Source organism: Mesorhizobium sp. M0052 (assembly GCF_040323255.1).
Classification (GTDB): Bacteria; Pseudomonadota; Alphaproteobacteria; order Rhizobiales; family Rhizobiaceae; genus Mesorhizobium.
Genome location: NZ_JAMYUS010000014.1, coordinates 46,030 through 67,183, shown reverse-complemented (window position 1 = coordinate 67,183; position 21,154 = coordinate 46,030). Strand labels below are relative to the sequence as shown.

At 64.0% G+C, this 21,154-nt stretch carries 18 protein-coding genes; 13 read left to right on the top strand and 5 right to left on the bottom strand.

The features are described 5' to 3' along the window. The first annotated feature begins 89 nt into the window (after window positions 1–89). On the top strand, window positions 90–986 hold the full coding sequence (locus NKJ77_RS19635; protein ID WP_023830419.1) for a LysR family transcriptional regulator: 897 nt from the start codon (window positions 90–92) through the stop codon (window positions 984–986). A 133-nt stretch (window positions 987–1,119) separates the two neighbouring features. Here NKJ77_RS19635 and NKJ77_RS19630 read toward each other — a convergent pair whose 3' ends face one another. The 5 genes from NKJ77_RS19630 to NKJ77_RS19610 are packed head-to-tail and all read right to left on the bottom strand — an operon-like array spanning window position 1,120 to window position 7,764. Continuing rightward, complete coding sequence (locus tag NKJ77_RS19630) at window positions 1,120–2,712, bottom strand: indolepyruvate oxidoreductase subunit beta family protein (RefSeq protein WP_023830418.1); 1,593 nt, start codon at window positions 2,710–2,712, stop codon at window positions 1,120–1,122. Further along, window positions 2,705–4,858: a thiamine pyrophosphate-dependent enzyme gene (locus NKJ77_RS19625; protein ID WP_352535601.1), complete on the bottom strand. Its 2,154-nt coding sequence runs from the start codon at window positions 4,856–4,858 to the stop codon at window positions 2,705–2,707. The genes NKJ77_RS19630 and NKJ77_RS19625 overlap by 8 nt, the downstream gene beginning before the upstream one ends. A 44-nt stretch (window positions 4,859–4,902) precedes the next feature. Beyond that, window positions 4,903–5,385, bottom strand: a complete 483-nt coding sequence (locus NKJ77_RS19620) for a MarR family winged helix-turn-helix transcriptional regulator (protein WP_023667791.1) — start codon at window positions 5,383–5,385, stop codon at window positions 4,903–4,905. Next, window positions 5,385–6,956 carry a phytoene desaturase family protein gene (locus tag NKJ77_RS19615; protein WP_023699870.1) on the bottom strand — a complete coding sequence of 524 codons (1,572 nt, stop codon included), beginning with the start codon at window positions 6,954–6,956 and terminating at the stop codon, window positions 5,385–5,387. Before NKJ77_RS19615 ends, NKJ77_RS19620 begins: the two co-directional genes overlap by 1 nt. Window positions 6,957–6,972: 16 nt before the next feature. Beyond that, window positions 6,973–7,764, bottom strand: coding sequence for a cyclase family protein (locus NKJ77_RS19610; RefSeq protein WP_023708108.1), 792 nt, complete (start codon window positions 7,762–7,764; stop codon window positions 6,973–6,975). Window positions 7,765–7,883: 119 nt separating this feature from the next. Here NKJ77_RS19610 and NKJ77_RS19605 point away from each other — a divergent pair, with 119 nt between their 5' ends. The 12 genes from NKJ77_RS19605 to NKJ77_RS19550 all read left to right on the top strand — a co-directional run bounded on the left by NKJ77_RS19605 (window position 7,884) and on the right by NKJ77_RS19550 (window position 21,134). Continuing rightward, on the top strand, window positions 7,884–9,458 hold the full coding sequence (locus NKJ77_RS19605) for a phytoene desaturase family protein (protein ID WP_023748013.1): 1,575 nt from the start codon (window positions 7,884–7,886) through the stop codon (window positions 9,456–9,458). 112 nt (window positions 9,459–9,570) lie between these two features. Beyond that, window positions 9,571–11,100: an ABC transporter substrate-binding protein gene (locus tag NKJ77_RS19600; protein WP_023686913.1), complete on the top strand. Its 1,530-nt coding sequence runs from the start codon at window positions 9,571–9,573 to the stop codon at window positions 11,098–11,100. 188 nt (window positions 11,101–11,288) lie between these two features. Next, entirely contained in the window at window positions 11,289–12,296 is a 1,008-nt protein-coding gene (locus tag NKJ77_RS19595) for an ABC transporter permease (RefSeq protein WP_023815147.1), read from the top strand. Further along, window positions 12,289–13,137 carry an ABC transporter permease gene (locus NKJ77_RS19590; RefSeq protein WP_023815148.1) on the top strand — a complete coding sequence of 283 codons (849 nt, stop codon included), beginning with the start codon at window positions 12,289–12,291 and terminating at the stop codon, window positions 13,135–13,137. Before NKJ77_RS19595 ends, NKJ77_RS19590 begins: the two co-directional genes overlap by 8 nt. Beyond that, complete coding sequence (locus NKJ77_RS19585; protein ID WP_023695186.1) at window positions 13,134–14,012, top strand: ABC transporter ATP-binding protein; 879 nt, start codon at window positions 13,134–13,136, stop codon at window positions 14,010–14,012. Before NKJ77_RS19590 ends, NKJ77_RS19585 begins: the two co-directional genes overlap by 4 nt. After that, window positions 14,005–14,835, top strand: coding sequence for an ATP-binding cassette domain-containing protein (locus NKJ77_RS19580; RefSeq protein WP_352535600.1), 831 nt, complete (start codon window positions 14,005–14,007; stop codon window positions 14,833–14,835). The genes NKJ77_RS19585 and NKJ77_RS19580 overlap by 8 nt, the downstream gene beginning before the upstream one ends. Window positions 14,836–14,912: 77 nt before the next feature. Then, the gene (locus tag NKJ77_RS19575) at window positions 14,913–15,512 is read left to right on the top strand and encodes a VOC family protein (protein ID WP_023823586.1); all 600 of its coding nucleotides are present in this window, start codon (window positions 14,913–14,915) and stop codon (window positions 15,510–15,512) included. Window positions 15,513–15,648: 136 nt separating this feature from the next. Continuing rightward, the gene (locus NKJ77_RS19570; RefSeq protein ID WP_352535599.1) at window positions 15,649–17,943 is read left to right on the top strand and encodes a bifunctional salicylyl-CoA 5-hydroxylase/oxidoreductase; all 2,295 of its coding nucleotides are present in this window, start codon (window positions 15,649–15,651) and stop codon (window positions 17,941–17,943) included. After that, a complete protein-coding gene (locus NKJ77_RS19565; RefSeq protein ID WP_352535598.1) occupies window positions 17,940–18,713 on the top strand; it encodes an SDR family NAD(P)-dependent oxidoreductase in 774 nt (257 codons plus the stop codon). The genes NKJ77_RS19570 and NKJ77_RS19565 overlap by 4 nt, the downstream gene beginning before the upstream one ends. Further along, window positions 18,707–19,177 carry a MarR family winged helix-turn-helix transcriptional regulator gene (locus tag NKJ77_RS19560; RefSeq protein WP_023667803.1) on the top strand — a complete coding sequence of 157 codons (471 nt, stop codon included), beginning with the start codon at window positions 18,707–18,709 and terminating at the stop codon, window positions 19,175–19,177. The genes NKJ77_RS19565 and NKJ77_RS19560 overlap by 7 nt, the downstream gene beginning before the upstream one ends. Continuing rightward, window positions 19,174–19,986 carry an enoyl-CoA hydratase family protein gene (locus NKJ77_RS19555; protein ID WP_352511446.1) on the top strand — a complete coding sequence of 271 codons (813 nt, stop codon included), beginning with the start codon at window positions 19,174–19,176 and terminating at the stop codon, window positions 19,984–19,986. Before NKJ77_RS19560 ends, NKJ77_RS19555 begins: the two co-directional genes overlap by 4 nt. Then, window positions 19,986–21,134, top strand: coding sequence for an acyl-CoA dehydrogenase family protein (locus tag NKJ77_RS19550; RefSeq protein ID WP_352535597.1), 1,149 nt, complete (start codon window positions 19,986–19,988; stop codon window positions 21,132–21,134). Before NKJ77_RS19555 ends, NKJ77_RS19550 begins: the two co-directional genes overlap by 1 nt. The last annotated feature ends 20 nt before the right edge of the window (window positions 21,135–21,154 follow it).

The following is a 21,154-nucleotide window of genomic DNA, read 5'->3' as shown; positions in this document are numbered from 1 at the left end:
TGATTGAACGCCGCGGCGACCGCACGAACTACGGCTGATCGTGTTAGTATGGGCTTTGCAAGCCGCACTTCGCTGCGCAGGAATGCACCATGATCGACTGGGATGACGTCCGCTACTTTCTTGCCGCCGCGCGCGGCGGCTCGGTGCGTGCTGCCGCCGCGCACCTCGGTGTGAACCACTCGACCGTGCTGCGACGCATCGCTCAGCTCGAGGAACGCCTCGGGGCGCAGATGTTCGGAAAGCTGCCTTCCGGCTACCGCCTGACGGCTGCGGGCGAAGAGGTCCTCGATCTCGCGACCCAGATGGAAGCGTCGTCGCACCAGTTGGAGACGCGAGTCTTCGGTCGTGACCAGAGCGCGCGCGGGCTTTTGCGGGTGACGCTTCCACCGTTCCTCGCCACACACCTGCTCATGCCGGATCTCGCCGACTTCGCGCGTCTACATCGCGACATCGAGATGGAAATCCTGTCGTCCGGCGAGCTGGCCAATCTGACCAACCGAGAGGCCGACGTCGCGATCCGCATTGTCGCCGACCGCAAGACCCTGCCGCTCAATCTTCACGGCCTGAAGGGACCGGAGCTGTTCAGCGGCGTCTACATGTCTCGCGATCGGCTAGCCGCGTGGCGTGCGGGCACGCCTGATCCCATCCGGTGGATAGGCATAGACAATCATGGAATTCCGGACTGGGCGCGCGAGGGAGAAGTTCACGTAACGGGAGTACCGTTCAGGACACCTGACGCCGAGACGCAGATCATCGCGGCGCACCAAGGGATTGGGATAACGAAACTGCCGTGCTTCGTCGGAGATGCCGACCCCCTGCTGGTAAGGGTGCCGGGGATCGACGTGCCCATGCATGGGACACTCTGGCTTCTCACGCTAGGCGAGACACGCAAGACGAAGCGGGTGCGGCTCTTCACCGAGTTCGTATCCCGCAGGCTCGCCGCGTACGCTCCGCTTCTCTCGGGGCTGTCCATATCGCGCGACTGACGCCCGGCAGGTCCGCCGGCAACGCTTCCCGCAATCCGGGTGGAAGCCGAGCTGCGATCGCCTGAAGCGGCGTGTTCAATCCGCGAATCCCGTGGGAGTAGGGAAACGGCGGCAGTAGCGTAGAGGTACCAGCCTAAGCTCGACCTCTTCCCACACCATGATCAGACAACGATGCCACCGTCTTCAGCGCGCCATCGAGCATGTCGCCTTTCTCGTCTTTCAGCGCAGCTTCGCGCAACCGCCTGATCCAGTCGGCAGCGTCATCGCGGCCCTTGACCAGATCGAGCGCCGACAGCACGCGATCGAATTTGGACTGGGCGCGGAGGTGGGTGTCGCTGTAGCCCTTGATCAGCCGGCGGCAGTTCAAGATTTCGACGGCGAGCGCGTAGTCCTGAGGCGCGTGGCTGAGCGCCAGCCCATACCAGCGCTCCAGATGCGCCGTCTCGACCTTGTGGCGCAACAGGCGCCGCCGCCAGCGGCGCAGGCCGCCGATGAACCAGAGGACCGCAAAGCCGGCAAAGCTGTCGGTGCGGATGCGCCGGCCGTGATTGATGCGCCGGTCGAGAAAGCCTGCAAGTTTCGATCGGTTCTCGATGTAGCTGCCCAATCCCGCCGGCAAAGTGCCGCAGAACTCCTCGATGCGCGGATGGAAATACTCGGTCACCTGCAGGATGGAGCCGTTCTTGACGCCCACCTCCTTGCGCACCCGCCGGTCACGCGTCGAACGTGTCTTGAGATCGGCGACGCGGATCATGTCGTCGTAGCACAGCGCGTTGGCCAGGTGCTTGGCGGCAGCGATGGACAATGCATGGGCATGGCCGGGATCATCAAGCGCAACGGCCTTGTCCAACCGGTCGAGATAGTCGCGGCCATAGGCGATGTCCTGGTAGTCGACGACCTTTCTCAGGCCTCGAAGCGCCATGGCGCGCACCGCCGCGGGCATCAGGTCGATGCGGGCGGCCAGCGCCTGCCAACCCTGCAGCAGGTTCTGCGGACCGCTCACGCGCCCTGCACCCGGAGCGGGTTCGACCGTGGCCGGTTCTGCCGGCTCTGGCGCGGGGACCGTCGTACCGCGCGCGCGGTCGTAGGCGACGGCGAAGGCAGCGAGGCTGGCTTTCGCGCCTCGGCCGCCGGCGCCGATCGCTTGCTCATAGCTTTCACGCGTGAACGGCAATGCGTCGGAGCCGGCCAGCGCGCCAAGCAGACTGGCCGAGATCATTGAGCCATTGTCCGCGGCGATCTTTTCCATGTCGAAGGCGATGAAGCGTTTCGATGCAGCTTCCGCCGTCGCGCGTACCTTGGAAGACGAGGCCCGGCCGTCACCCGGCTCGATCTTTTCCGACACCGCGGCGATACGGTGCGAGGAGGTGATCAGCGTGGTGCGATCGGGCGTGACGAAGCCCCTGATGATGGCGCGGCCGGCTTCCATCAGCTCGGCGGCGATCAATATGTCGACATCGCCTTGCGAAGGCGACAAGGCAAAGACCGGCAGCCGGCCGGTGTCGCGGGCCATCTCGACGTAATAGATCGTAGCGCCGGTGCGCTGGGCGACGCCGGCGACCGAGGTCGATTGCGCGACATAGGAATTGCGCTCGGCGACATCGGTGATCCAGTCGGCGAGCACGCCTCCGCCCTGGCCGCCGACCGCGAGCAAAGCGAGCTTGATCACCGGCTCGGTATCGGCGGCACCGGATTTCGGACGCAAGGGCGAAGCCTGGTCAAGCATCGGCGAACGTCAACCTGCGGCTCTCGCGGCGGCGCTGCATCAGGCCGATGGTGGCGCGACGTGCAGATTCGAGGAAGCGGTCCCAGCGGCTCGGATTGTGCACGACATCGGCGCGGTAGAAAGAAGGGCACAGAACGGCAGCGTCCGCCACCTCGCCGCAATTGCCGCAGCCGACGCAGCGCTGGTCGATCGATGCCACCGGATCGTCACGCAAGGGATCGTCGAGCGATTTCACCGACAGCGACGGGCAGCCGGACAGCCGCATGCAGGCGTGGTCGCCGGTGCAGATGTCCTCGTCGACGCCGAATTTCGGCTTGACGACACGGGTCCCTCCCTTGATCGCCTTGTCGACCAGCGGCTTTTCGCGACGCTGGCGGTTGAGCATGCATTCGGAAGAGGCGACGATGACCTTTGGTCCCTTTTCCTCCGTCGTCAGCGCCTCGCGCAGCGTGTCCTGCATCTTGCCGACATCGTAGGTGCGGTCGATGTGGCGCAGCCATTTGACGCCCATGCCCTTCACCGCTTCGGTGATCGGATGCTTGGTCGACTTGGTCTTGTTGCCCGCGCGCGACGACAGGATGTCCTGCCCACCGGTGGCGGCGGAGTAAAAATTGTCGACGATGACGATGACGCCGTCATTCTTGTTGAACACCGCGTTGCCGATCGAGGAGGTCAGGCCGTTGTGCCAGAAGCCGCCATCGCCGACGAAGGAGATCGACCTCCGTTTGGCGTCGGGCGAATTGAAGGCCGAAGCCGAGGCCGGCCCCAGCCCATAGCCCATGGTGGTGGCGCCAAGCTCGAAGGGCGGCATGATTGAGAACAGATGGCAGCCGATGTCGGAGGCGATGTGGTGCTTGCCGAGTTCCTGCTCGACCAGCTTGGTCGCGGCAAAGATCGGCCGCTCCGGGCAACCGATGCAGAAACCCGGCGGACGTCCCGGCACGATGTTGATCAGGTCGGCGGTGTTGACGCCGTCGCCGACCTTGTTCGGTGCTCGCACCTCGCTCGGCAAGAGATGCGCGGCCTCGGCGCGCAGGAAGGCGCCGATGCCGTCCAGCATGACCTGGCCGGTATATTCTCCGGCCATCGGCAGATATTCCTTGCCAACCAGCCTGGTGCCGCGCCCGGCCTTGTGCAGCATGGCGGCAAAGGCTTGCTCGATGTAGTTGGGCTGGCCCTCCTCGACCACGAGCACCGCCTGCTTGCCTTCGCAGAAAGACAGGAACTCATCGTCTATCAGGGGATAGACGGCGTTGAGAACGTAGAGCGGCACATCCGTCTCGCCATAGGTGTCGGCAAGGCCGAGCCGCTGTAAGGCGCGGATGACCGAATTGTACATGCCGCCCTGCATGACGATGCCGACCGAGCCATGGTCCGAACCGAAGAACTCGTTGATCTTGTTCCTGGCGATGAAATCGACCGCCGCCGGCCAGCGTTTTTGCACCTTCTCCTTCTCGTGCAGGAAGGAGGCGGGTGGCAGCACGATGCGGCCGGTGTCGCGGCGCGGCGCGTCGAGCGCATCGGCCACCGTCATCGGCGGGCGCTTGTTGTCCTTGGCTATGAAGTGGCCGTGGACGTGGCAGCAGCGGATGCGCACCTGCAGCATCACCGGAGTATTGGACGCTTCGGACAGCTCGAAACCATCCTCCACCGCCTTGACGATCGAAGGCAGGTTCGGGCGCGGGTCGAGCAGCCAGACCTGGCTTTTCATGGCGAAGGCATGGCTACGCTCCTGCATGATCGAGGAGCCCTCGCCATAATCCTCGCCGACGATGATCAGCGCGCCGCCGGTGACGCCGCCGGAGGCGAGATTGGCGAGCGCGTCGGAAGCGACATTGGTGCCGACAGTCGACTTGAAGGTCGCCGCGCCACGGATGGGGTAATGCACCGAGGCCGCCAGCATGGCGGTGGCGGTGGCTTCCGAGGCGCTCGCCTCGAAATGCACGCCGAGTTCGCCCAGAATGTCCTGCGCGTCGGCCAGCACGTCCATCAGATGGCTGATCGGCGCGCCCTGGTATCCGCCGACATAGCCGACGCCGCATTGCAGCAGCGCCTTGGTGATGGCGAGAATGCCTTCGCCCGCAAATTCCTCGCCGGCGCCGAGCCTGAGTTTTTCGACTTCCTTGGCAAAAGAGCGTTCGGCCATTTTTCCAACCTTCCGTTGCCGGCGGTGCGGCCGGCGCCTAACGTCTAGATGTCGTGCTTGCGAATGTTCTTCAGCATCTTCTGCAATGTGGCGATCAGCGCCGCGTATTCGGCGTCGTCGACATCGTCGAACATCGCCTCGAACGCGTCATGCATTGCCGGCCAGGCGCGCGCGAACTCGGCGCGGCCGTCATCGGTCAGGAAGACATGGCGGATGCGGCTGTCTGTGACGCCTTGCTCGCGCCGCACGAAGCCTTGCCCTTCCAGCGTGTCGAGCGTGCGGCTCAAGGTCGACTGCTCGATGACGGTGTAGACCGAGAGGTCGTTGACGGTGACACCGTCGGTGACCGACAGCACGGCGAGCGTGCGGACCTGCGGAATGGTCAGGCCCTGCTTGCGGAAATCGTCGCGCAAGGTGGCGTTGTAGCGCCCCATGATGCGGTTCATCAGATAGGGCGCGAATTGCTGCAGGCCGATCTGGCCAAGCGTCGAAATGCGCTGGCGTTTTTCTGCGACCTTCTGCTCCATCACAGCCTGCCCGCCAGAAGAAAGCCGGAGCCGCCGCCGAGCCCTGCACCCGGATGGGTGGAGGCGCCGATGTGATAGAGGTTTTTGATGCCGGTCTGATGGTTGCGGCTGGTCTTGAACGGCCGCCACAGGAACGACTGGTCGATGGTGGACGACCCGCCATACGGGTCGCCGCCGACCAGATTGATGTTCATCGCTTCGAGATCGGCCGGTGAATAGGCGCGGCGCGCAATCACGCTGCCCTTGAAGCCATCGATGTGGCTGGCGAGAATGGTTTCGACGCGGTCGGCGTAGGCTTCACGCAGCGCCTCGGTCCATTGTCCGTCAGCCGGTGCATGCAGCGTGCCTGCGGCGTCGCCCTTGATGTGCCTGGGCGCCTCGGGCAGTTGCAGCCACAGGATCGCCTTGCCCTCCGGGCAGCGCGACGGATCGAGCGCATGCGGCTGGCCGACGCAGATGGTCGGCACTTCGGGCAGCATGCCGCGCGCCGCCTCGTTGCAGGCTTTCGAGACGCCATCGAGCCCCGGCGTCAGGTGCAACAATGCCACCTGGTCCAGGCCAGCACCGCGCCATGCCGGCGGCTTGTTCAGCGCATAGTGAATCTGGAAATTGCCTTTGCCGTAGCGATATTTCTGTGTCGCTTCGACATCGGCCTTGGGAGCCTCGCTGCCGAGCAACCGGTGGTAAAGCTGCGTCGGCGTGACCGAACAGATGACGCTCTTGTTTGCTGTAATCGTTTCGCCCGAGGCGAGCCGTACGCCGGTCGCGCGGCCACCGCTCTGGACGATCGAGGCGACATCGGCGACGGTACGGATGTCGCCACCACGTTCCCTTATCAGAGCTTCGAAGGCGGTGAGCAGGGTCTTCGCTCCACCCTTGACGATCGGCGCCCCGGCCGCTTCCAGCGCGAAGGCAATGACCTTGGCGATCTGCCCTGAGAAGGCGTCTTCCGGTCCGAGCCCGGCGTGCAGCACCCAGGGCGCCCACAGCGCGCGGATTGTCTCGGACCGATAGGTGCTTTCCAGCCAGCTGCGCGCCGGCACCAGTGCTTCGCCGAGAAAGGCGGCAAGGCCGCGTGGGCTGCGCCGCCAGGCATCGCCGGCCAGCAGTTTCGCCGTCGGATAGGACCACAGGCTGCCGCCGAGCAGGCCGAACAACAGGCCGGCATTGCGCTCGATGCCGCTGACATCGTCCGCATGCCGGTCGCCATCGTCGGCGGCAATCGCATTGATTGCCGCGACATTGGCGGCGCGGTTGGTGGTGAGCACTGCATGACTGCCGTCCGGCCGCAGCACGCCAGTTGGCGTGCCGGTGTGGCAGAATTCCAGCCCGTGCCTGGCGAGATCGCCGCCCAACGCCGCAAAAGCCGGCGAGGTGATGAACAGCACGAAGGTGGTTGCCATCACGTCATGGATAAAGCCGGGAGCGGTGATCTCCTCGGTACGCACGCAGCCGCCGATGCGGTCATTGCGCTCGAGGACGAGCACACGCGCCCCTTTGCCGCCGAGCATCGCCGCGCAGACCAGCGCGTTGATGCCGCTGCCAACGATGATGTGATCCGGCTGGCTCACCTTGGCGTGCTTTCACCTAGCCGTTGGATACAAGCGCCAGCGCGCGGATAGGGCTGCCGGTGCCATGCTCGATCTTGAGCGGTGCGGCGATCAGGATGGCGCCCTTTGGAGGCAACTGGTCGAGGTTGCAGAGGCTGGCGAGGCCATAACGGTTCGCCTTGTGCATCAGCGTGTGGGCTGGAAATGGCGGCTCCATCCCGCCTGCCTTGCCGGCATCGGTGCCGATCGTCTCTGAGCCCCAGCCCTTGATATCCTTGCTGATCAGGAACTGGATGGCTTCGGCTGTCGGACCTGGCGTATGTGGGCCGGTTTCGTTGGCGTTGAGGAATTCGGCTTCCGAGCCATTGCGCTTATACCAGTCGGTGCGCATCACCACCCACTCCCCGGCGTTGATGGCGCCATGCTTGGCTTCCCACGCCTTGATGTGGTCGACGGTGAGCAGGAAGTCGTGGTCAGCGGCGGCTTCCTTCGAGCAGTCGATGACATTGACCGGACCAATGAAATTCTGCGCCGGAATGGTGTCGGTGGCGCCGTCCGGATAGTCCTTGCCGCTGATCCAATGCTGCGGCGCATCGAAATGCGTGCCCGAATGCTCCCCAAGCTTCAGCCAGTTCCATGCCCACCACGGGCCGTTCTTGTCATAACGGGAGATGTTATGGATCTCGACCTTTGGCGTGTCGACGGCAAGCTCCGGCGGCAGCTTGATAAGAGGCGTGTCGGGTCCGAGTTGCGCAGAGAGGTCGACCACCCTGATGGCGCCTGAAAGCAGCTGGCCGGCGACTTCGCCGAGGAGTTTTTGCGTGTCCATGGTCTGAAGTTCCCTCTTTCTGGTGAAGATCAAGGCTCGTCTCGGCCCTTAATATCCTACTAGACGAAAACATATGCATCTGCAATTATCTTTAAGCATAAAGGAAATGGGAACGGGGCGTGAGCGAGTTCGACGCCATCTTTGTCGGGGCGGGCCACAACAGTCTGGCATGCGCCGCGCATCTGGCGCTGAAAGGCTGGAAAACCGGGATTTTCGAGCGCAGCGCAGCAATCGGCGGTGCCGTCCAGACCCACGAATACACCCTCCCAGGGTTCCGGCACGATTTCGGTGCAATGAATCTGAGCCTGTTTGCCGGCTCCGCCTTCCACCGGAAATATGCAAATGAATTGAAAGCGCAGGGTCTTGAGTTCGCGCCGGTCGCCGACTGTTTCGCCAGCGCCTTTCCGGACGGACGCTGGTTCGGCGTCAGCAATGACTTGGAAAGGACTGCCACGCGGCTGGCCGCGTTCTCCGCCGCCGATGCCGCGACGTGGCGCAAGCTCGTTGCCGCCTTTCCTGCTGAGGCCGAGCATCTGTTCCGGCTGCTGGGATCGCCGATGAGTGCCCGCGCGCTTGCCGGCACCGCCTGGAACCTGTGGCGCAAGAAGGGCATGTCAGGCGCGCTCGATACCGGCCGGCTTTTGCTGTCGTCACCTCGCGCCTGGCTGGAGGAGACCTTCGAGTCGCCTTATGTGCGGGCAACGCTTGCCACCTGGGGCATGCATCTCGATTTCGCACCCGACATCGCCGGCGGCGCCGTGTTCCCCTATCTGGAATCGATCGCCAACCAGAGCTTTGGCATGGTGCTAGGCAAGGGCGGCGCCGACACGATCATCCGGGCGCTGGCAGGTATGGTCACCTCGGCGGGCGGCACGATCGTCACCGGGGCGGAAGTTGCCGAGATCACCGTTGCCGGCGGCAAGGCATCGGGCGTGCGACTCGCTTCAGGTGAGACACATACGGCCACCAAGGCAGTGATTGCCGGCGTCGCGCCCAGGGCGCTGACCGGCAAGTTGCTGCCCAACGGTTCCGGCGACGCCGGCTTCGACACGGCGATGCAGAAATTCCGGCACGCGCCGGGCACGATGATGATCCATCTGGCGCTCGACGACCTGCCCGATTGGCGCGCCGGCGCGGAGCTTCGGCAGTTCGCTTATGTGCATCTGTCGCCGTCGCTCGACGCGATGTCGCGCACCTATCAGCAGGCGATGGCGGGCATGCTGCCGGACGAACCGGTGCTGGTCGTCGGCCAGCCGACCGCGATCGATCCGTCGCGCGCGCCTCAGGGCAAGCATGTGCTGTGGGTGCAGGTGCGCATGCTGCCTGCCGAAATCCTGGGCGATGCGGCAGGCAGGATCGCGCCCGCGCATTGGGATCAGGTCAAGGATGCCTACGCCGAGCGCGTGCTCGACATCATCGAGATATACGCACCCGGACTGCGCCCGAAAATCCTCGGCCGTGCAGTGTTCTCGCCAATCGACCTCGAGCGTGAGAACCCCAATCTCGGCGGTGGCGACCAGGTCTGCGGCAGCCACCATCTGGCACAGAATTTCCTGTTCCGCCCGGCGCGCGGTTATGCCGGCTGGAACACGCCGGTCGGCAATCTGCATCTCATAGGCGCCGCGACATGGCCCGGCGCCGGCACCGGCGCGGCCTCCGGCTTCATGCTCGCGCAACAGCTTGGCGGGAGGTAGCTCGCAAGATTTCATGAAGGCGACGAGAGGCAAGGCGCTGCTGCCCACGAAGCCCGGATCGATAAACTGATAGTGCCGCGCAAAGACAACAAAACCAACAAGGGGAACGACCATGACAATCAACAGACGAGAATTGCTGGGATACAGTGCCGCGGCACTTGGGGTGGCGGCGATCGGCCTGCCTGAGATCGCCAAGGCGGCAGCGGGCGAGCTGACCATCGCCTATAACGTCAACCTGCCGTCCTGGGATCCGACCACCGGACCCTCGGCCGTCAACCCGACGATCCAGGGCCTCTACCAGTCAGTGTTCGACCAGTTCATTCCGCAAAAGCCGGACCTGTCCTTTGCGCCTGGCCTGCTCACCGAATGGGGCTGGAACGAGGATCGCACCAAGGTGACGATGACGGTGCGCGAAGGCGTGACCTGGCATGACGGCTCGCCCTTCACGCCCGAGGACGTGGTCTGGTCGCTGCAGCGGGCGGGCGACGAAAAGACCGGCAATCCGATCCAGTTCGTCTGGAAGAACGTCAACAATTTCAAGATCGACGGCAACAAGATCACCGGCGACGTCGTGCAGTTCGATCCGGTCTATTTCAAATGGATGTCGTTCCTGACCGGCTACATCCTGCCGAAGGCCTACTACGAGAAGGTTGGCGCGGAAGGTTTCGAGAAGGCGCCGATCGGCACCGGCCCGTACATGGTGGAAAAATTCGAGCGAAATGCTTTCCTCCGACTGAAGGCCAACCCGCACTATTGGGGCGACAAGCCGGCCTTCGAGAATGTGACGATCAAGTTCGTCACCGACGCGGCGAGCCGCGTTGCCGAGATCGAATCTGGTTCCTCGCAGGTGACGCTGGAGGTCCCCTATGAAGAGTATGACCGGCTGATCGCCAAGGACGGGCTTGCCGGCTCGTGCAAGCCTGTTTCCGACATCGGCATGATCTTCTTCAATGACATTGAAGCGATGCTGGACAAGAACGTCCGCCAGGCCGCTGTCATGGCTGTGGACAAGGAGCTTCTGGTCAAACGGCTGCTGCGCGGCTATGGCCAGCCGATCGCTACGCTGGAGACCCCGGAGTACACGGCCTTCGACGCCTCGATCAAGGTCGAGCACAATCCGGAAAAGGCCAAGGAGCTGCTCGCGGCTTCCGGCTATTCGCCGGAAAAACCGGTCAAGTTCACCATCCAAACGACCAAGGGCTTCAAGCCCAAGGATTATGAGATGATCCAGGCGATCGTCGGCATGTGGCGCAAGGTCGGCATCGAGGCGACGATCGAGGTCTACGAGATCGCCAAGCACTATGAACTGCGCGCCGCCGACAAGCTGGCGCCGGCCGCCTTCTACAATTGGGGCAACGCCATCGGCGACCCTACGACGTCGACGGGTTTTGCCATGTATGGGCCGAGCCCGCACTCGGTGTGGGACAGCCAGGACCTGATCGACATGATCAATCCGCTCTGGGGCGAGAAGGACGAGGCCAAGCGCATCGCCGGCTGGAAGGCTGTCGACAAGTATATCGCCGAGCAGGCCTATGTGCTGCCGCTGATTCAGTATGCGCAACCTATCGTGCATGCCAAGGGCGTCAACGTGGTGCAGCATGTGTCCGGCGCGCTGCTGCCGGCGCTGATGACCCCGGCCTGATATCGGCTTGTGGGCGCCACTCTTCGCTGAGCGGCCCCCTCATCCGGCCCCTTCGGGCCACCTTCTCCCCCTGGGGAGAAGAGACCAGCTCAGCCGTCCGTGACCTCTTCTCCCCTCGGGGAGAAGGTGGCCGCGAAGCGGACGGATGAGGGGGCTCTTCGTTAGAAACGCACTGGGCCTACACCAGAATGCTCCTGCAACGATTCCTGATCCGTCTGCTGACGATGCTGATTACGCTGTTCGGCGTGGCCGTCGTCGTCTTCGTCGTGATCCGCGTTGCGCCCGGTGACCCGATCGCCATGATGCTGCCGCCCGGTGCGACGAATGCCGACATCGACCGGCTGCGTGCACTTTACGGGCTCGACAAGACCATCGTGCAGCAATTCTTCATCTGGCTGTCCGGTGTTGTCAGGGGCGATTTCGGTACCTCGATTTCGCTCCGGCAAGATGTGCTCAGCCTTGTCTTCAATCGTTTGCCGGCAACGCTGGAACTCGCCATCATCGCGCTCGTCATGGCGGTTGGGCTCGGCGGCACGACGGCGGTCCTCGGCGCGCGCGAACGCGGCACCGCGGTCGAAGCCGGCATCGATATCGCCAGCGGCGCCGTCCTTTCCATTCCCGATTTCCTGTGGGGCCTCGTGCTGATCCTTTTGTTCGGCGTGCTGGTGCCGATCTTCGACATTTCCGGCCGGGTGTCGCCGCAGCTCGATCTGCCCTTCCTCACCCAGTTCTATTTCTTCGAGAGCTTGCTTCGGCTGCGCTTCGACCTGACCTGGGATCTGCTGAAACACATGCTGATGCCGGCAGTAGCCTTGGCATTGCCGCTGGCCGCAATCATCGCGCAGTTACTGAAACAGTCGCTGAAGGAAGTGCTTGACCTCGACTATGTCGTGCTGGCGCGGGTGAAGGGGTTTTCGGAAACGCAGGTTATCCTGCGCGAGGCGATGAAGAACGCAGCGCTGCCGACGCTGACCCTGGTCGGCGTCCAGTTCACCTTCCTTGTCGGCGGCACGGTCATCGTCGAGCGGCTGTTTTCCTACGAAGGGCTCGGCAACATGGCGATCGATGCCGTCATCAACCGCGACCTGCCGCTGATCCAAGGCATCGTGCTGGTGTTCGCGCTGCTGTTCGTGCTGATCAATCTTGGCGTCGACATGATGTACGCGCTGCTCAATCCGAGGCTGCGCCATGGATGAGGCACGCATCGCCCGGCGCGGACTGGGCCCGAGGCTGTGGCTGGCCGGCGGCTGGCTGCTGCTGGCGCTGCTGGCCGCGATCTTTGCGCCGCTGGTCGCACCGCAGGACCCGCTGGCGCAAGACCTGATGCTGGAACGGCTGCCGCCATTCTGGATGAGTGGTGCGGAATCCGGCTATTGGCTGGGCACCGACAGCCTCGGCCGCGATCTCCTCTCCCGGCTGATCTTCGGTGGCCGTATCGCCTTCGTCGTCGCTTTCGCGGCGGCGATCGCCGCCTGCCTTGTCGGCTCGACGCTCGGACTGGTCGCCGGCTATTTCGGCGGCTGGGCCGACCGCATCATTTCACGCATCGTCGACGTCTGGATGGCATTCCCGCCGGTGCTGTTCGCCATCCTGCTGGTCGCGGTGCTCGGCACCGGCCTCAGTTCCGTCATCCTCGCCATCGTCATAATCGACTGGACGCGCTTTTTCCGGGTGATCCGCGCCGAAGCGATGGGCCAGTCGCGCATGGACTATGTCGAGAACGCCCGCATCGCCGGCTATGGCCGCATCGGCATCATGCTGCGCGAGGTGCTGCCCAATGTGGTGCCGTCGATCGTGGCACTGCTGTCGCTGGAGATGGGCATCGCCGTCATCGTCGAGGCCATCCTGTCCTTCGTCAATCTGTCGATCTCGACCGACGATCCGACCTGGGGCGGCATCATCGCCGAGGGCCGGCTGTCGATCCATCAGGCCTGGTGGGTGCTGGTGTTTCCGCTTGTCACGCTGATCCTCACCGTGCTGTCGTTCAGCCAGTTCGGTGAGGCGCTGAAGACACGCTTCGATCCGGTGCTGCGATGAGCGCTTGCCTGGATATTGCCAATCTGAGCGCCGTGCTGCCGAACGGCCAGCGCGTGCTGCGGTCGGTGTCGCTCTCCGTGCAGCCGGGTGAGGTGCGTGCTCTTGTCGGCGAGAGCGGCGCCGGCAAGACGATGATCGGCAAGGCGGTGCTCGGTGTGCTGCCGTCAAGCGTGCGCATCGTCGAAGGCGCCATGCAGCTCGAAGGCGAAGACCTCGGCAGGCTGCAGCCCAAGGCAAGGCGCACGCTGATCGGCGCTCGCACGGCGCTGATCCCGCAAGATCCGTTGACTGCGCTCAACCCGTCGCGCCGCATCGGTCCGCAGATGACTGACCGGCTGGTGCGCATTCTCGGCTGGAACGGTGACAAGGCGGACAAGCGTATCCGGCAATTGTTGGATGAGGTGCAGATCCGCGATCCCGACCGGGTGCTGAAATGCTATCCGCACGAGCTGTCCGGCGGCATGCGCCAGCGTGTGCTGATCGCCGCCGCCTTCGCCGCCGAGCCACGGCTGATCGTTGCCGACGAGCCAACAACCGCGCTCGACGTGACCGTGCAAAAGCAGATCCTGCGCCTGATCGCCGAGCTGCAGCGCGAGCATGGCACCGCGATCCTGTTCGTCACCCACGATCTCGGCGTCGTTGCAAAGATCAGCCAGCAAGTGTCTGTGCTCTACGCCGGCAAGGTGGTGGAAGAGGCTGATACAGCCGCTCTCTTCGCCGCGCCTGAGCATCCCTATACGCGGGCATTGATAGCCGCCACGCCACGCTACACCCATCCCTTGGCCTCGCTGAAGCCGGTGGACGAGACCGTGCTGGCCGGGCTTGCCGCCGAGATCGGCGCGGCAGACCAGGCGTGGAGGCGGCCGCATGGTTGAGCCGCTGTTTTCCGTGCGCGGGCTGAAGGTGGCGCTGCCCGACATGACCCGCAAGCCGCTGATCGGCCGCGCGCCGCTGGCCGAGATTTTGAAAGGCCTAGACTTCGATCTGCCGAGAGGTTCGGTGACCGGCATCGTCGGTGAATCCGGGTCCGGAAAATCGACGCTCGGCCGCACGCTTGTCAGACTTCTGGAGCCGAGCGTCGGCAGCATCCATTTCGAGGGCCGCGATATCGCCCATCTGCCGGATGCGGAGCTGCGACCTCTGCGCCGCGACCTGCAGATGATCTTCCAGGACCCGATGTCGTCGCTCAACCCGCGTCGCACCATCGCCGGCATCATTGCTGCGCCGCTCAAGCAGAATGGGCTTGGCGACAGGCTTAGGGAACGCGTCGCCGAGGCATTGCATCGCGTCGGCCTGCCGCAAAGCTTCGCTAGTCGCTATCGTCATGAACTGTCGGGCGGGCAGCGCCAGCGCGTCGGAATTGCGCGCGCGTTGGCGCTTTCGCCGAAATTCGTGCTGGCCGACGAGATCGTCTCCGGCCTCGACGTATCGACGCAGGCGCAGATCCTCACCCTTTTGGAGAGACTGGCCGCGGAGATGGGGCTGACGGTCGCCTTCATCAGCCACGACCTGTCGGTCATCCGGCGGCTGTGCCAACAAGTGATCGTCATGCGCGAGGGCAGGATCGTCGAGGCGAGCGCCACCGATGCGCTGTTCGACAATCCCAGGGAGACCTACACGCGCGACCTGCTTGCCGCCATCCCACTGCCTGAGATCGACGCGGACTGGTTGCGGCCAGCAACGAAAGCGCGGGCATAGGACTGTTCACCCACCACGCCGAACAGCGGGCTTCGGACGTGCATGAGGGCAAAATCAGCCCGCGAACGGAGGGTAATATGAATTACGCAGCCCGCGGCACGATGCTTGCCGCGATCCTGTTCTGCTCGATGGGAACGGCTTCGGCCGATGCGATCCCCGGCATGCGCGGCCACGACCACACCGGCATCACGGTGCCCGACATGAAGCAGGCAGTCGACTTCTTCACCGAAGTCGTCGGCTGCAAGAAGGCGATGTCGTTCGGTCCGTTCGCCGATGACAAGGGCACCTTCATGCAGGATCTTCTGGGCGTCGATCCGAAGGCTGTCATCGAGCAGGTCACCATGGTGCGTTGCGGTTATGGATCGAACATCGAGCTGTTCAAGTACACCGCGCCTGACCAGAAGGATTTGACTCCGAAGAACAGCGATATCGGCGGCTTCCACATTGCCATGTATGTCGATGATGTCGCCGCGGCGAAAGCCTATCTCGATGGCAAGGGGGTGAAGACGCGGATGGGGCCGCTGCCGGTCAAGGAAGGTCCGGCGGCCGGCCAGACCATCCTCTATTTCCAGGCGCCATGGGGATTGCAACTGGAGGCGATCAGCTATCCCGATGGGATGGCCTATGAGAAGGGTGCCGAGACTGTGCTGTGGAGCCCGAAGAACCCAGAGAAGTGATTTCCAGAGCGCGCTTGTGGGGCCAACCTGCAGGCGCGCCAGTCCTGCAATCGTTCCAACATGAAACTTTAAGCTTGAAATATTTTATCTCCGGCGCGATACTTGAGATGCAGCAAGCGAAGAGGAGATCGCACGGATGAAGGTTGCGGTTCTCGGTGGCGGACCAGCCGGCCTCTACTTTGCCATTTCAATGAAGCTGCGGGACGCCGCCCACGAGGTCACGGTGTTCGAGCGCAATCGCGCCGACGATACGTTCGGCTGGGGCGTCGTGCTGTCGGCCGAAACACTCGACAACCTTGCCAAAAACGACCCGGTCAGCGCTGTCTGGATCAAGAAGCATTTCGCCTATTGGGACGACATCGCCGTCATCCATGACGGCGTGCGCACGGTCTCGTCGGGCCACGGTTTCTGTGGCATCGGCCGCAAGCGGCTTCTGGTCCTGCTGCAGCGACGCGCGCGCGAACTTGGCGTGAGGCTGATGTTCGAGAGCGATATCGCCGACCCTCAGCCCTATATGGAGACGCATGATCTGGTCGTCGCCGCCGATGGGCTGAACTCAAGGGCGCGCAACACCTTCGTCGAAGTCTTCAAGCCCGACATCGACACCCGCAAATGCAAATTCGTCTGGCTCGGCACCAACCAGAAATTCGACGACGCCTTCACCTTCATCTTCGAGAAGACCGAGCATGGCTGGGTGTGGGCGCACGCCTATCAATTCGACAGCGAGACAGCGACCTTCATTGTCGAGTGCAGCGAACAGACCTGGGCTGCCTTCGGCTTCGGCGCCATGTCGCAGCAGGAATCCATCGCCGTCTGCGAGCGCATTTTTGACAAACATCTCGGCGGCCACGCGCTGATGACCAATGCCAATCACATCAGAGGTTCGGCCTGGATCAATTTCCCGCGCGTGCTGTGCGAACGCTGGTCCTACAAGAACCTGGCTCTGATGGGCGACGCGGCGGCCTCGGCACATTTCTCGATCGGCTCCGGGACCAAGCTCGCATTGGAAAGCGCGGTGGCGCTGGCCGAATATGTCAAAACCGAACCGGACCTCGACGCCGCCTTCCGCAAGTATGAGGATGCGCGCCGCACCGAGGTGCTGAAGCTGCAGTCGGCGGCGCGCAATTCGCTGGAGTGGTTCGAGGAGGTCGAGCGCTATCTCGGCCTCGATCCGGTACAGTTCAATTATTCGCTGCTGACCCGCTCGCAGCGCATCAGCCACGAGAATTTGCGGCTGCGCGATGCCAAATGGCTTGAAAGCGCCGAGCAATGGTTCCAGCGCCAGGCGGGGGCAGGCGGCAACAGGCAACGCCGGGCACCGATGTTCGCGCCGTTCAAACTGCGCGACATGCAGCTCAACAACCGCATCGTCGTTTCGCCGATGGCGCAGTACAAGGCAGTCGATGGCTGCCCGACCGACTGGCATTTCGCCCACTATGCCGAGCGTGCCAAGGGCGGCGCCGGGCTTGTCTATATCGAGATGACCTGCGTCAGCCCGGAAGGACGCATCACGCCCGGTTGTCCCGGCTTCTATGCGTCCGAACATGAGGTGGCGTGGAAGCGGCTGGTCGATTTCGTCCACACCGAGACCGAGGCTAAAATCTGCGCCCAGATCGGGCATTCCGGGGCCAAGGGCTCGACCCGTGTCGGCTGGGAGGGCACCAACGTGCCGCTCTCCTCGGGCAATTGGCCGGTCATGGCGGCCTCGGCGATTGCATGGTCGCCGCAAAACCAGGTGCCGAAAGCCATGGACCGCGCCGATATGGATTTGGTGCGCGACCAGTTCGTGTCCTCCGCAGAGATGGCGGATCGCTGCGGCTTCGACATGCTGGAGATCCATGCCGCGCATGGCTATTTGCTGTCGTCCTTCATCACGCCGGTCACCAACCAGCGCACGGATGAGTATGGCGGTTCGCGGGAAAATCGCATGCGCTATCCCCTGGAAATCTTCCATGCGGTGCGCGCCGCCTGGCCGACGCGAAAGCCGATCTCGGTGCGCATTTCGGCCAATGACTGGGTCGGCATCGAGGGTGTGACGCCGGCCGATGCGGTGGAGATCGCGCGGATGCTGCACGAAGCCGGCGTCGACATATGCGACGTCTCGGCAGGCCAGACCTCGATTGCCGCCAAGCCTGTCTATGGCCGAATGTTCCAGACGCCGTTCTCGGACCGCATCCGCAACGAGGTCGGCATGGCGACGATGGCGGTCGGCAACATTTACGAGCCGGACCATGTCAATTCGATCCTGATGGCCGGCCGCGCCGACCTGGTGGCCTTGGCACGGCCGCATCTCGCCGATCCCTACTGGACGCTGCATGCGGCCGTGACGCTCGGCGACCGTGGTGTCAAATGGCCGGATCCCTATCTGCCCGGACGCGACCAGATCTACCGGCTGGCCGAGCGCGATGCGGCGGCGGGGCTGAAAGTATGACGACGGCCTTGGCGATTTCAGGCAAACATGCGCTGGTCACTGGCGGCGGCTCCGGCGTCGGCCGGGTCATCGCACTCGTGCTGGCCGAAGCCGGTATCGAGGTGACCATATGCGGGCGGCGCGAGGCCGAGCTTGCCAAGGTGGCTGGAGAGAACGACCGCATCCACGCCATGTCAGCCGATGTTACAAATGAGGCGGCGATAATTTCGCTCTACTCGCAGGCGGAAGCCATGCGAGGCCCGTTCGACATCGTCGTCGCCAATGCCGGCATGGCCAGCAGCACGCCGGCGTACAAGACCTCGCTTGCCGACTGGCAGCGGACGCTCGACGTCAATTTGACCGGCGCCTTCCTGACGGTGAAGCCGGCGCTGGTCGGCATGGCCGCGCGCAAGGCGGGCCGGATCGTCTTCGTCGCGTCGACGGCAGGACTGAAAGGCTACGCCTATGTCGCACCCTATGTGGCGGCCAAGCATGGGGTGGTCGGGCTGATGCGGGCACTGGCGGCCGAGACGGCGAAATCCGGCGTGACCGTCAACGCCGTTTGCCCGGGCTTCGTAGAGACCGACATGCTGGCGGACTCCATTCAGCGCGTCGTCGAAAAGACCGGCCGCTCAGTCGAGCAGGCGCGGGCGAGCCTTGCCTCGACCAACCCGCAAGGCCGTTTCATCCAGCCGCAGGAAGTTGCCGCGGCGGTGCTCTGGCTGTGCGGCGATGCGGCTGCGTCGATTACCGGACAAGCGATTTCGATCTCAGGAGGCGAAACATGGTAGCCGGCCCATTGCCCGCGCCGTCGGGACCCGGCAAGGACCGGCTGCGTCTCTGGATCAGGCTGCTGCGCGCCTCGCGCACGATCGAGGCCGAGCTGCGCGAGCGCCTGAAGAAGGAATTCGATACGACACTGCCGCGTTTCGACGTCATGGCCGCCCTCTACCGCGCGCCGGAAGGCATGCTGATGAGCGATCTGTCGCGCTTCCTGCTGGTATCCAACGGCAATGTCACCGGCATTGTCGACCGGCTGGTTTCGGAAGGGGTGGTCGCGCGCGCGCGCCGCAATGGCGATCGCCGCACATCCATGGTGCGACTGACCGACGAGGGTTCCAAATCTTTTGCCGCAATGGCCGCGGCGCATGAGGGTTGGATCGGAGAATTGCTGGCCAAGGTCAGCGAGGAGGATGCGCGCCGGCTGACCGGCATGCTGACCTCGTTCCGCAGCAACTGGGAGGGACGCGAATGAGTTCGATGGCCGGCCTCAAGCCGAAGCACTTCCTTTGGGAAGTCGAAGGCAGGATCGCCAGGGTGCGGCTCGACCGGCCGGAGCGCAAGAATCCGCTGACCTTCGACAGCTATGCGGAACTGCGCGACACGTTCCGCGATCTCGTCTATGCCGACGACGTCGACGCCGTGGTGTTCCTGCCCAATGGCGGCAATTTCTGCTCGGGCGGCGATGTCCACGACATTATCGGCCCATTGGTCAAGATGGACATGAAGGAATTGCTCGCCTTCACCCGCATGACCGGCGATTTCGTCAAGGCGATGCTCAACTGCGGCAAGCCGATCATCGCGGCGGTCGACGGTGTCGCGGTCGGCGCCGGCGCCATCATCGCCATGAGCGCCGACATCCGCATCGCCACGCCGGAGGCCAAGACCGCTTTCCTGTTCACCCGCGTCGGGCTTGCCGGCTGCGACATGGGCGCGTGCGCGATCCTGCCGCGCATCATCGGCCAGGGCCGTGCCGCCGAATTGCTCTACACCGGCCGCACGATGACGGCGGCGGAAGGCGAGCGCTGGGGCTTCTACAACAGGCTGGTCGATGCCGCAGTGCTCGAGGCCGACGCGCTCGAGATGGCGGCGCGCATCGTCTCCGGCCCGACCTTCGCGCACGGCATCACCAAGACGCAGCTCAACCAGGAATGGTCGATGGGCCTCGACCAGGCAATCGAAGCGGAAGCGCAGGCGCAGGCGATCTGCATGCAGACGGGTGACTTCGAGCGCGCCTACAAGGCCTTCGTGGCCAAGGAAAAACCGGTGTTCGAGGGGAATTGATGGCAGACAGGAGCTTCCTCAGCTGGCCGTTCTTTGAAGATCGCCACCGCGAACTGGCCGAAAGGCTGGAAGCATGGTGCGCGATAAACCTTCCCGTCGATCACCGCGACGTCGATGCCGCCTGCCGCGAACTGGTGGCGAAACTTGGCCGCGACGGCTGGCTGAAGCCGACGGCGCTCGATACCAACAATCCGGGACCGCTCGATGTCCGCACCTTGTGCATCACGCGCGAGACGCTGGCGCGCCATGACGGGCTGGCCGACTTCGCCTTCGCCATGCAGGGGCTCGGCACCGGCGCGCTCAGCCTGTTCGGCACGCCCGACCAGCAGCAATGGCTGGCAAAGACCAGGGCCGGCAAGACGATCTCGGCTTTCGCGCTGTCGGAGCCACGCTCGGGGTCGGATGTCGCCAACACCGAAATGACGGCGAGCCGCGATGGCGACTTCTATATCCTCAGCGGCGAGAAGACCTGGATTTCCAATGGCGGCATTGCCGATCTCTACGTCGTCTTTGCCCGCACCGCCGAGGCACCGGGTGCCAAGGGACTTTCCGCCTTTCTCGTACCCGCTGATACCAAGGGGCTTGGCATCGCCGAGCGCCTTGAAGTGATCGCGCCGCATCCGCTGGCGCGGCTTTCCTTCGATCAGGTCCGGGTGTCGGCCTCGGCGCTGATCGGCAAACCGGGAGACGGCTTCCGCATCGCCATGTCGGTGCTTGACGTGTTCCGCTCGACGGTCGGCGCGGCGGCACTCGGCTTTGCCCGCCGGGCGCTGGACGAAAGCATCAGCAGGGTGGCCGAGCGCAAACTCTTCGGCGCTCCGATGGCAGAGCTGCAGATGGTGCAAGGCCATATCGCCGACATGGCGCTGGACGTCGATGCCGCGGCGCTGCTGGTCTACCGCGCTGCCTGGACCAAGGACATGGGCGCGGCGCGTGTCACCCGCGAGGCGGCGATGGCTAAGCTGTTCGCCACCGACAAGGCGCAAGAGGTGATCGACAAGGCTGTGCAGCTGCATGGGGGGGACGGCGTCCGCAAGGGCCATATCGTCGAGAGCCTCTATCGCGAGATCCGCGCGCTACGCATCTACGAGGGCGCATCCGATGTGCAGAAGGTGGTGATCGCACGGCAGGTGATGGGCGCGGCCTGACGGCGATGTATTTGATTTGA

What these genes read in the sequence shown, in the direction of transcription:
- NKJ77_RS19635 (WP_023830419.1), top strand. Translation starts at nt 90, where the DNA reads ATGATCGACTGGGATGACGTCCGCTACTTTCTTGCCGCCGCGCGCGGC.
- NKJ77_RS19630 (WP_023830418.1), bottom strand. Translation starts at nt 2,712, where the DNA reads ATGCTTGACCAGGCTTCGCCCTTGCGTCCGAAATCCGGTGCCGCCGAT.
- NKJ77_RS19625 (WP_352535601.1), bottom strand. Translation starts at nt 4,858, where the DNA reads ATGGCCGAACGCTCTTTTGCCAAGGAAGTCGAAAAACTCAGGCTCGGC.
- NKJ77_RS19620 (WP_023667791.1), bottom strand. Translation starts at nt 5,385, where the DNA reads ATGGAGCAGAAGGTCGCAGAAAAACGCCAGCGCATTTCGACGCTTGGC.
- NKJ77_RS19610 (WP_023708108.1), bottom strand. Translation starts at nt 7,764, where the DNA reads ATGGACACGCAAAAACTCCTCGGCGAAGTCGCCGGCCAGCTGCTTTCA.
- NKJ77_RS19600 (WP_023686913.1), top strand. Translation starts at nt 9,571, where the DNA reads ATGACAATCAACAGACGAGAATTGCTGGGATACAGTGCCGCGGCACTT.
- NKJ77_RS19595 (WP_023815147.1), top strand. Translation starts at nt 11,289, where the DNA reads ATGCTCCTGCAACGATTCCTGATCCGTCTGCTGACGATGCTGATTACG.
- NKJ77_RS19590 (WP_023815148.1), top strand. Translation starts at nt 12,289, where the DNA reads ATGGATGAGGCACGCATCGCCCGGCGCGGACTGGGCCCGAGGCTGTGG.
- NKJ77_RS19585 (WP_023695186.1), top strand. Translation starts at nt 13,134, where the DNA reads ATGAGCGCTTGCCTGGATATTGCCAATCTGAGCGCCGTGCTGCCGAAC.
- NKJ77_RS19580 (WP_352535600.1), top strand. Translation starts at nt 14,005, where the DNA reads ATGGTTGAGCCGCTGTTTTCCGTGCGCGGGCTGAAGGTGGCGCTGCCC.
- NKJ77_RS19575 (WP_023823586.1), top strand. Translation starts at nt 14,913, where the DNA reads ATGAATTACGCAGCCCGCGGCACGATGCTTGCCGCGATCCTGTTCTGC.
- NKJ77_RS19570 (WP_352535599.1), top strand. Translation starts at nt 15,649, where the DNA reads ATGAAGGTTGCGGTTCTCGGTGGCGGACCAGCCGGCCTCTACTTTGCC.
- NKJ77_RS19565 (WP_352535598.1), top strand. Translation starts at nt 17,940, where the DNA reads ATGACGACGGCCTTGGCGATTTCAGGCAAACATGCGCTGGTCACTGGC.
- NKJ77_RS19560 (WP_023667803.1), top strand. Translation starts at nt 18,707, where the DNA reads ATGGTAGCCGGCCCATTGCCCGCGCCGTCGGGACCCGGCAAGGACCGG.
- NKJ77_RS19555 (WP_352511446.1), top strand. Translation starts at nt 19,174, where the DNA reads ATGAGTTCGATGGCCGGCCTCAAGCCGAAGCACTTCCTTTGGGAAGTC.
- NKJ77_RS19550 (WP_352535597.1), top strand. Translation starts at nt 19,986, where the DNA reads ATGGCAGACAGGAGCTTCCTCAGCTGGCCGTTCTTTGAAGATCGCCAC.